7 protein-coding genes and 1 pseudogene are annotated in these 8,132 nt (G+C 58.6%); 2 read left to right on the top strand and 6 right to left on the bottom strand.

The window, feature by feature from the left end; genetic code table 11:
- Positions 1-48 precede the first annotated feature (48 nt).
- A complete protein-coding gene (radC, locus tag ACRC1E_RS03710) occupies positions 49-726 on the bottom strand; it encodes a RadC family protein (protein WP_438513763.1) in 678 nt (225 codons plus the stop codon).
- Between the two features lie 139 nt (positions 727-865).
- Here radC and coaBC point away from each other — a divergent pair, with 139 nt between their 5' ends.
- Complete coding sequence (gene coaBC / locus ACRC1E_RS03705) at positions 866-2,056, top strand: bifunctional phosphopantothenoylcysteine decarboxylase/phosphopantothenate--cysteine ligase CoaBC (RefSeq protein WP_438513762.1); 1,191 nt, start codon at positions 866-868, stop codon at positions 2,054-2,056.
- 10 nt (positions 2,057-2,066) lie between these two features.
- Positions 2,067-2,519: a dUTP diphosphatase gene (gene dut, locus ACRC1E_RS03700; protein ID WP_438513761.1), complete on the top strand. Its 453-nt coding sequence runs from the start codon at positions 2,067-2,069 to the stop codon at positions 2,517-2,519.
- A 301-nt stretch (positions 2,520-2,820) separates the two neighbouring features.
- On the opposite strand, the gene ACRC1E_RS03695 is transcribed toward dut, so the two are convergent.
- The 5 genes and pseudogenes from ACRC1E_RS03695 to ACRC1E_RS03675 all read right to left on the bottom strand — a co-directional run.
- Positions 2,821-3,645, bottom strand: coding sequence for an ABC transporter permease (locus ACRC1E_RS03695; protein WP_438513760.1), 825 nt, complete (start codon positions 3,643-3,645; stop codon positions 2,821-2,823).
- A gap of 3 nt (positions 3,646-3,648) precedes the next feature.
- Positions 3,649-4,911 (bottom strand): ABC transporter permease, encoded by a 1,263-nt coding sequence (locus ACRC1E_RS03690; RefSeq protein ID WP_438513759.1) that lies wholly within the window; start codon positions 4,909-4,911, stop codon positions 3,649-3,651.
- Positions 4,912-4,991: 80 nt separating this feature from the next.
- Positions 4,992-6,026: an ABC transporter substrate-binding protein gene (locus tag ACRC1E_RS03685; RefSeq protein ID WP_438513758.1), complete on the bottom strand. Its 1,035-nt coding sequence runs from the start codon at positions 6,024-6,026 to the stop codon at positions 4,992-4,994.
- Positions 6,027-6,079: 53 nt separating this feature from the next.
- Positions 6,080-7,186, bottom strand: coding sequence for an ABC transporter ATP-binding protein (locus tag ACRC1E_RS03680; RefSeq protein WP_438513757.1), 1,107 nt, complete (start codon positions 7,184-7,186; stop codon positions 6,080-6,082).
- A 206-nt stretch (positions 7,187-7,392) separates the two neighbouring features.
- Positions 7,393-8,132 (bottom strand): annotated as a pseudogene (locus ACRC1E_RS03675) (NAD-glutamate dehydrogenase); the annotation flags it as partial.

Raw genomic sequence — 8,132 nt, 5'->3', positions numbered from 1 at the left:
TGCTATTGATGATCGACATCAATAAAACACGGCCGGCAGCGACATAACTCAAGCCAAACCGCCCTCCTCAGCCAGTGACGATGCCTGCGCGCCGGTCACCACAAAATGATCCAGCAAAACCACATCCACCAGTTCCAGTGCCGACTTGAGGGTCTGAGTCAGCGCCCGGTCAGCCATGGAAGGCTCTGCCCTGCCCGACGGGTGGTTGTGTGCCACGATCAGCGCCGCCGCATTATGAAATAGTGCGCGGCGCACTATTTCACGCGGATAGACCCGGGTTTCGGTCAGCGTGCCGCGAAAAACCTCTTCCATCGCGATCACCTGATGCTGCGCATTGAGAAACAGGGCGATGAACACCTCGGTGTCGCGTGAACCTATTGCCAGACGCAAATAAGCCCGGACCTCTGCCGGGCTTGTCAACGCATCACGCTGGCTGAGCGTCTCGGCCAAGGCACGCTGCGCCAACTCCTTGACCGCCATCAGCTGCGCATACTTGGCCGAGCCCATACCGGGGTGACAGACAAACTCGCTTTCGCTGGCGGCAAACAGGGCAGAAATCGAACCGAAATGCTGCAATAAGCGCCGAGCCAGTTCGACGGCAGAAAGGCCGACCATGCCGGTGCGCAAAAAGATGGCCAATAGTTCTGCATCCGACAGCACGGCTGCACCCCGCAACAGCAATTTTTCCCGTGGTCTTTCATCGGCCGGCCAGTGGGCAATCGACATCAGCGCACTCCATCAAGGCAAGATGGTTTATTTGTAGCAGGCCTGACCAAGCCTATGTCATCTACTCGCCATCGCATGCCGTCAGCCATCGTGAAATCCGGTAAACTTGAGGCATTACTTCCCTGAATTCATCAACTCCATGACAGCCAAACGCATCCTGCTGGGCGTCACCGGTGGTGTTGCCGCTTACAAGGCCGCCGAACTCACCCGCCTGTTCGTCAAGGCCGGCCACCACATTGAAGTGGTGATGACCGAAGCCGCAACCCGCTTTGTGACACCACTGACCTTCCAGGCACTATCCGGCCACGCGGTCTACACCGATCTATGGGATGAAAGGCCGGCAGGCGGCATGGCGCATATCGATTTATCGCGCCGCGCCGACCTGTTCCTGATCGCGCCGGCCAGTGCCGACACCCTGTTCAAGCTGGCGCATGGCGCGTGTGACAACCTGCTGTCCACTCTGGCGGCTGCGCGCACCTGCCCATTGGCGGTGGCGCCGGCCATGAATCGCCAGATGTGGGAAAACGCCCCCAACCAGCGCAATATCGCCACCCTCAAGGCCGATGGGGTCCACGTGTTCGGGCCGGCTTCAGGCGCACAGGCCTGTGGCGAGATCGGAGCAGGACGCATGCTGGAAGCGGCAGAGATTTTCGAGCAGGCCATGGCTCTGTTCGAGGAGAAACGGCTTCAGGGGCGCAAGGTGCTGATCACGGCCGGCCCGACCTATGAGCCGATAGATACCGTGCGCGGCATCACCAATATCAGCTCGGGCAAGATGGGCTATGCACTGGCGCGCGCCTGCCGCGATGCAGGAGCACACGTGACACTGGTGTCCGGCCCTACCGGCATGCCTGCGCCAACAGGACTCACCCGTATCGATGTGCAAAGTGCGCGTGAGATGTACGATGCGGTGCTGCAAAATGCCGGAAAGAGCGATGTCTTTATCGCGGTTGCGGCGGTAGCCGACTACCGCATCAAAAACCGCGCCGAACACAAGATCAAGAAAGGCGACGGCGCGCCGGCACTGGAACTGGAAGAAAATCCGGATATTCTGGCAACGGTCGCATCACTGCCTGCGGCGCCCTTCTGCGTGGGCTTCGCCGCCGAAAGCCAGCACCTCTTGACATTTGCCGAGGCCAAACGCCAGCGCAAGAAACTACCGCTCTTGGTTGCCAATCTGGCGCAACAGGCCATGGGTGCCGACGATAATGAAGTCACCCTGCTGGACGATGCCGGCGCGCACCCGCTGCCGGTCATGGGCAAACCGGATGTGGCCCGTGCCATCGTGCAACATCTGGCCGCCATGCTGAGCCAGCCATCAAAACCATAAGGACAACACCATGCCATCCCTAATCGACGTCAAAATACTGGACCCGCGCCTGCACGAAAACCTGCCCGCTTACGCCACCCCCGGCTCAGCCGGGTTGGATCTCAGGGCCGCTATCGATCAGGACATCCTGATTCAACCGGGCGAAACCCAGCTGATCCCCACCGGCATGGCCATCCATATTGCCGACCCGAGCCTGGCCGCAATGATACTGCCGCGCTCCGGCCTGGGTCACAAGCACGGCATCGTTCTTGGCAATCTGGTCGGCCTGATCGACTCCGACTACCAGGGCCAGTTGTTTGTCTCGGTATGGAACCGTGGCCATACGGCTTTCCGCCTGGCACCACTGGAGCGCATCGCCCAAATGATCATCGTGCCGGTGGTGCAGGCCAGCTTCAACATCGTCGCAGAATTCGGTGACTCGGCACGCGGTGAAGGCGGATTCGGCAGTACCGGCAAGCACTAAGGGGCAGCCTGTGGCAGCCGTCACAAAAACAGTGACACGCTGCCACGCGTGGCTATACTCGCTAAGCCGCTTTGCGGTGTTAGGCAGGAAAGGAGTTGTTGTGATCAAGTTGCGCGTTGCGATGACGATACTGCTTGTCGCTTTTTCAGGCTTGGCTCTATCGGGATGCGCACACATGGACCCTCAACCAGTTAACTGGAGTACGGGCGGAGGCCCTGACAACCCGAGCTGAGGCAGTGTATTTGCCATCCCCATTTGCTTCTCCTTCCATGGCCGCCCTCTCCGAGCGGCCATGTTGCATTTAGTGCCGCGCCGTACGAATACGCTCGGCACGACCACGCAGCCACTCCAGCGTCAGCAGTAGCGCAATCGAAAACAGGATCAATACCGTGGCCGCGGCAGCAATCGCCGGGCTGATATTTTCCTTGATTCCGCCAAACATCTGGCGCGGCAAGGTGACCTGTTCCGGTCCGGCCAGAAACAGGGTCACCACCACCTCATCAAACGAGGTAGCAAAGGCAAACAGCGCGCCAGAAATCACCCCGGGCGCAATCAACGGCATCACCACACGGCGAAAAGTGGTCAGCGGCCCGGCCCCCAGATTGGCACTGGCCTTCATCAGGTTGACGTTAAAGCCCTTGAGTGTCGCCGACACGGTAATCACCACAAACGGCACCCCCAGTGCTGCATGCACCAGAATCAGGCCGAAGTAGTTATTGGTCAGCCCCAGCGGCGCCATAAACAGATAGGCGCCAACCCCGACAATCACAACCGGCACCACCATGGGCGAGATCAGCAGGCTCATGATCAACGACTTGCCGGGAAAATCGGTACTGGTCAGCCCCACCGCAGCCAGGGTTCCCAGCGCAGTAGCGATCAGCGTCGCTGCCGGCGCCACGATAAAGCTGTTCATCAGCGCGCGTGTCCATTCTCCGCTGGTGAAGAACTCCTCGTACCAGCGCAGGGACAGCGCCTTGATCGGATAGACCAGGAAGGAGTCGGCCGAAAACGAAAGCGGAATGATGGCCAGCAAGGGACTGACCAGAAAGATCAGCACCAGAATATTGAAGCTGCGGAACAGGTAGAACCAGACCTTTTCCACGGGTGACGCATAACTTGGCAGCATGGATTACCCCAGACTCAAACGGTTGGCGCCGACCAGACGGCTGTACAGGCCGTATAGCAGCAAGGTGGCCATCAGGAGCAAGGAGCCCAGTGCGGCGGCCATACCCCAGTTGATCGTCACATTGGTGTAAAACGCGACGTAATAGCTGACCATCTGCTCCTGCGGACTGCCCAGTAGTGCCGGCGTGATGTAGTAGCCTATGCACATGATGAACACCAGCAAGGCACCGGCGGCTACCCCGGCCACCGTCTGCGGGAAATAGATTTTCCAGAAGGCGGCAAACGGATGGTCGCCCAGCGAGATCGCTGCGCGCATATAGCTGGGCGGTATGCTTTTCATCACGCTGTAAGCCGGCAGGATCACAAATGGCAGCAGGATGTGCACCATGGCGATGTAGACACCAGTACGGTTGAATGCCAGCTCCAGCGGGCTGTCAATCAAGCCCGTCCACAACAGGGCACTATTGACCAAGCCCTCAGACTGCAGCAGCACGATCCACGATGCGACCCGCACCAGCACTGAAGTCCAGAACGGCAGCAGCACCAGTATCATCAATAGATTGCTCTTGCGCGTCGGCAGGGTTGCCAGCCAGTAGGCCAGCGGATAGCCCAGCGCTAGGCACCACAAGGTCACCCAGAAGCTTATCCACAAGGTGCGGCCAAAAATCGACAGGAAGGCACGCTCGTCTTCCGGCACCAGCTCAGGCTTGCCATCAGTGCCCTGACGCAGGTCTAGCGAGCTCATCAGGTAGTAAGGCGTCCAGCTGCTGCCGTTGCGCGCAATCACCTGCCAGTGGCTGACATCGCCCCAGCGCTCGTCCAGCGCGATAAAGACATCGCGCGTATTTTGCCCGGCCTCGGGTGAAGGCGGCATCTTGCGGGCGGTTTTCTGCAGCAGGGAACGGAAACCGATGAGTTCCATATTCAGACGCTTGGCCGCTTCGGAGACCGTTTTTTCAGTCTGCGCCCGCTGCAAGTCGCGCGCCAGCGCATCATAAACAGCAACCGCCGGCAGACTATTGCCATCCCACGGCTTCAATGCCTGCGTTGTTTCACGCAGCACGCTCACCACCTCGGGATTGTCGACACTACGCGTCAGCAAGGTGGAAATCGGCACCAGAAAAGTCAGCAGCAAAAAAAGCAATAGCGGCAACACCAGCATGGCAGCCTTGAGCTGCTTGAGACGGCGCTGCTGCTGCAAGCGGGTCTTGAGCGGCACACCATCAGCCGCGGTCAACGGCGCATTCATGGAAACACTTTCAGACATGAAAATACCTGACAGAACCACCAGACCTCAGATCCGGTGCAGCAAAAAGGGCCGCTACCCACGTAGCGGCCCATCCGGAATCAGCGAGCAGCCCACGCGTTGAAGCGCTGCTCCAGATCCTCGCCGTTCTCCACCCAGAAGCCGACATCAATGGCCAGTGCACCCTTGAGGTTGGCAGGGTCGGTCGGTAGGTTGGCCGCTACCTTGGCCGGCAACAGCTTGATTGCCTTGGTATTGGTCGGGCCGTAAGCGATCTGGCTGGCGTAGTTTTTCTGCTGCTCAGGCTTGCTGGCAAAAGCGATGAACTGGCTTGCCTCAGCCGATTTGGCACCTTTAGGGATGGCCCAGGAATCGACATCGTAAATACTGCCATTCCAGACCACTTTCAGATTCTTGCCATCTTTCTGCGCCGAATCGATACGGCCGTTATAGGCCGAGCTCATCACCACATCGCCGGAGGCCAGGAACTGCGGCGGCTGAGCACCGGCTTCCCACCACTGGATATGCGGCTTGAGCAGGGTCAGCATCTTGAAGGCGCGATCAACACCCGCCTTGCTACCTAGCACCTTGTACACCTGATTAGCCGGTACGCCATCGGCCATCAGCGCGAATTCCAGCGTGTACTTGGCCCCCTTGCGCAGACCGCGCTTGCCCGGGAATTTCTTGACGTCCCAGAAATCCTTCCAGTTGGCCGGCGCCACCTTGAGCTTGTCGGCGTTGTAGGCCAGTGCGGTTGACCATACAAAGATACCGACGCCGCATTCGGACACCGCCGGCTTCACGAAGTCCGCCTTGTTGCCGACCTTGGCCCAGTTTATTTTCTCGAACAGACCCTCTTCACAGCCGCGCAACAGCTCCGGCGACTCCACTTCCACCACATCCCAAGTCGCCTTGCCGGCATCGACCATGGCCTTGATCTTGGCCATCTCGCCGTTGTAATCCCCGGCAGTCACCCCCATGCCCGTAGTTTTTTCAAACGGCTTATAAAAAGCCACTTCCTGCGCCGCCTTATTGGCACCGCCGAATGAAATAACGGTAATCGATTTCTCGGCAAACACCGGCATGGTAAAACCCGCCATCACAGCCAATGCAATACTGTTTTTGATCATGCTCATCGGTCTCTCCTTGGTTTGTGCTTGAACTGCTGTTTTATTCATCATGGGCCAGCTTATGCAGCCAGCAAATCCAGTGCGCGGATATCGCGTGCCATCCAGCCTACATCCATCACATCACCCACCTGCCAGCGACTGTCGAGCTCGCCCACCGGCACCTTGACGATAAAGCCGCTTTGACCGGCGACTTCCATACGCAGGCGCACGTGGTCACCCAGGTAAATGAACTCCATCAATTTGGCTTTGAGGCGGTTCTCGCAGGCTTCGGCTGCCGCATTCAGGCGTATGCGCTCGGGACGGATGGACATCGACGTCGCCTCCCCGATGCCGGACACGGCAATGCGGCGTGCCTGAATGACCGCGCCATCGTGCAGACGCACACGGCATAGCTCGCTCCCCTCCAGCGCCATCACCTCCCCCTTGAGGGTGTTGTTTTCACCGATGAAATTAGCCACAAAAGAATTGCCCGGTGCCTCGTACAGCGTGCTGGCCGAGTCTATCTGCTGGATGATGCCGTCCTTGAACACCGCAACACGGTCGGACATGGTCAGCGCCTCGCCCTGATCGTGGGTCACATACACCACCGTCACTCCCAGGCGTTCATGCAGATGCTTGATTTCAAGCTGCATATGCTCGCGCAGTTGCTTGTCCAGCGCGCCCAGCGGCTCGTCCATCAGCACCAGCTTGGGTTCGAATACCAGTGCCCGCGCCAGCGCCACGCGCTGTTGCTGCCCGCCGGAGAGCTGGCCCGGATAGCGGTGACCCAGGTTTTCCAGCCTCACCATGGCCAGTCCCTGCTTGACCCGTTCAGCGATGTCGCTCTTGCCCATCTTGCGTAGCGTCAGCGGATAGGCCAAGTTCTGTGCCACGGTCATGTGCGGGAACAGCGCATAGTTCTGAAACACCATGCCGATATTGCGTTTATGCGGCGGGGTGTGATTGAGCAGCTTGCCGTCGAAATGGATTTCCCCGTGGCTGGGGGTTTCAAAACCGGCAAGCATCATCAGGCAAGTCGTCTTGCCCGAGCCGGAAGGGCCGAGCAGAGTCAGGAATTCACCACGGCGAATATCAAGATCCAGACTTTTTACGATCAGGGATTCGCCATCATAGCTTTTCTGAACGCCACGAAAACTGACCAGAGTTTCATGCGCGGTTTCTCTCATTGCCATTCTCCATGTTCCGCTTGATGGAACTTTATTTTACTTTTTATAAGATAAACACAAAATACCATGCGAGTAAAGAGTTCAAGCTCTACTTTATCCATCTAGGCTGCCGCTGTTGCATAATCTTCAGCAGCCATACCAGCGGCGAACGCAAAAAAGGCCTGTCCTTACGGACAGGCCCTAGTACCGAGTACAGCAGTCTGTGCTTAATTCAGCAGGTGGTTATTCAGCTCGCGCATACCAGCCGACAGCATGGCCAGATCCAAGGCCTCAAAAGTCTGCAGTTCGGTAAACATCTGCAGGCACAACTCGACATTTGCCGCACGTCCGGCCAGCCAGTTGCGGGCAAGATCTCCCTCGCCGGCACCATCCAGTGCCACCCGTGTCAGGCTATGGTGCATGCGATAAAGATCATCACGCAATGCAGAGCGGGCCAGTGACTGCCAGCGGTTTTCGCGCGGCAAACGGGTGATGGCATCCCGCAACCAATCCAGCTGCAAGTCATGACCCAACGTAAAGTAACTGGCGGCCAAGGGCTCCAGCGCCACTTCACTGTCGGCACCAATCTCGATGATATCCATCAGCGGTACGGCAAACTCCAGTCGAGCCAGTACCTGCGCCAACTGTACCGGCATAGCGGTCACATCCATACGCGCTTCCAGTGCCGCAACCTGCGGGTAGTCGGCCGCCGTGATCAGCTGCGGCAACTTGTGCAACAAGGCCTGCACCTTGCTGGCGTACTGGGCGATCTGCTCGCTCACGGCACCGAACGGGCGACGGTTGCGCAATACCCAGCGCGTCACACGCTCAATCAGGGTACGCACCAGCACCATCATTTCGACCTGCAGATCAGCCGGTACCCGGTTGTCCAGAGCCTCGATCTCGCACCACAATGCTTCGGCATCGAACACATGGCTGGCAATCCACCAGGCGCGGGCGATGTCGC

The sequence above is a fragment of the Craterilacuibacter sp. genome (assembly GCF_051659485.1).
Classification (GTDB): Bacteria; Pseudomonadota; Gammaproteobacteria; order Burkholderiales; family Chromobacteriaceae; genus Craterilacuibacter.
The sequence above is the reverse complement of the archived record's forward strand: the minus strand, read 5'-3'. Positions and strand labels throughout refer to the sequence as shown.

What these genes read in the sequence shown, in the direction of transcription:
- radC (WP_438513763.1), bottom strand. Translation starts at nt 726, where the DNA reads ATGTCGATTGCCCACTGGCCGGCCGATGAAAGACCACGGGAAAAATTG.
- coaBC (WP_438513762.1), top strand. Translation starts at nt 866, where the DNA reads ATGACAGCCAAACGCATCCTGCTGGGCGTCACCGGTGGTGTTGCCGCT.
- dut (WP_438513761.1), top strand. Translation starts at nt 2,067, where the DNA reads ATGCCATCCCTAATCGACGTCAAAATACTGGACCCGCGCCTGCACGAA.
- ACRC1E_RS03695 (WP_438513760.1), bottom strand. Translation starts at nt 3,645, where the DNA reads ATGCTGCCAAGTTATGCGTCACCCGTGGAAAAGGTCTGGTTCTACCTG.
- ACRC1E_RS03690 (WP_438513759.1), bottom strand. Translation starts at nt 4,911, where the DNA reads ATGTCTGAAAGTGTTTCCATGAATGCGCCGTTGACCGCGGCTGATGGT.
- ACRC1E_RS03685 (WP_438513758.1), bottom strand. Translation starts at nt 6,026, where the DNA reads ATGAGCATGATCAAAAACAGTATTGCATTGGCTGTGATGGCGGGTTTT.
- ACRC1E_RS03680 (WP_438513757.1), bottom strand. Translation starts at nt 7,186, where the DNA reads ATGAGAGAAACCGCGCATGAAACTCTGGTCAGTTTTCGTGGCGTTCAG.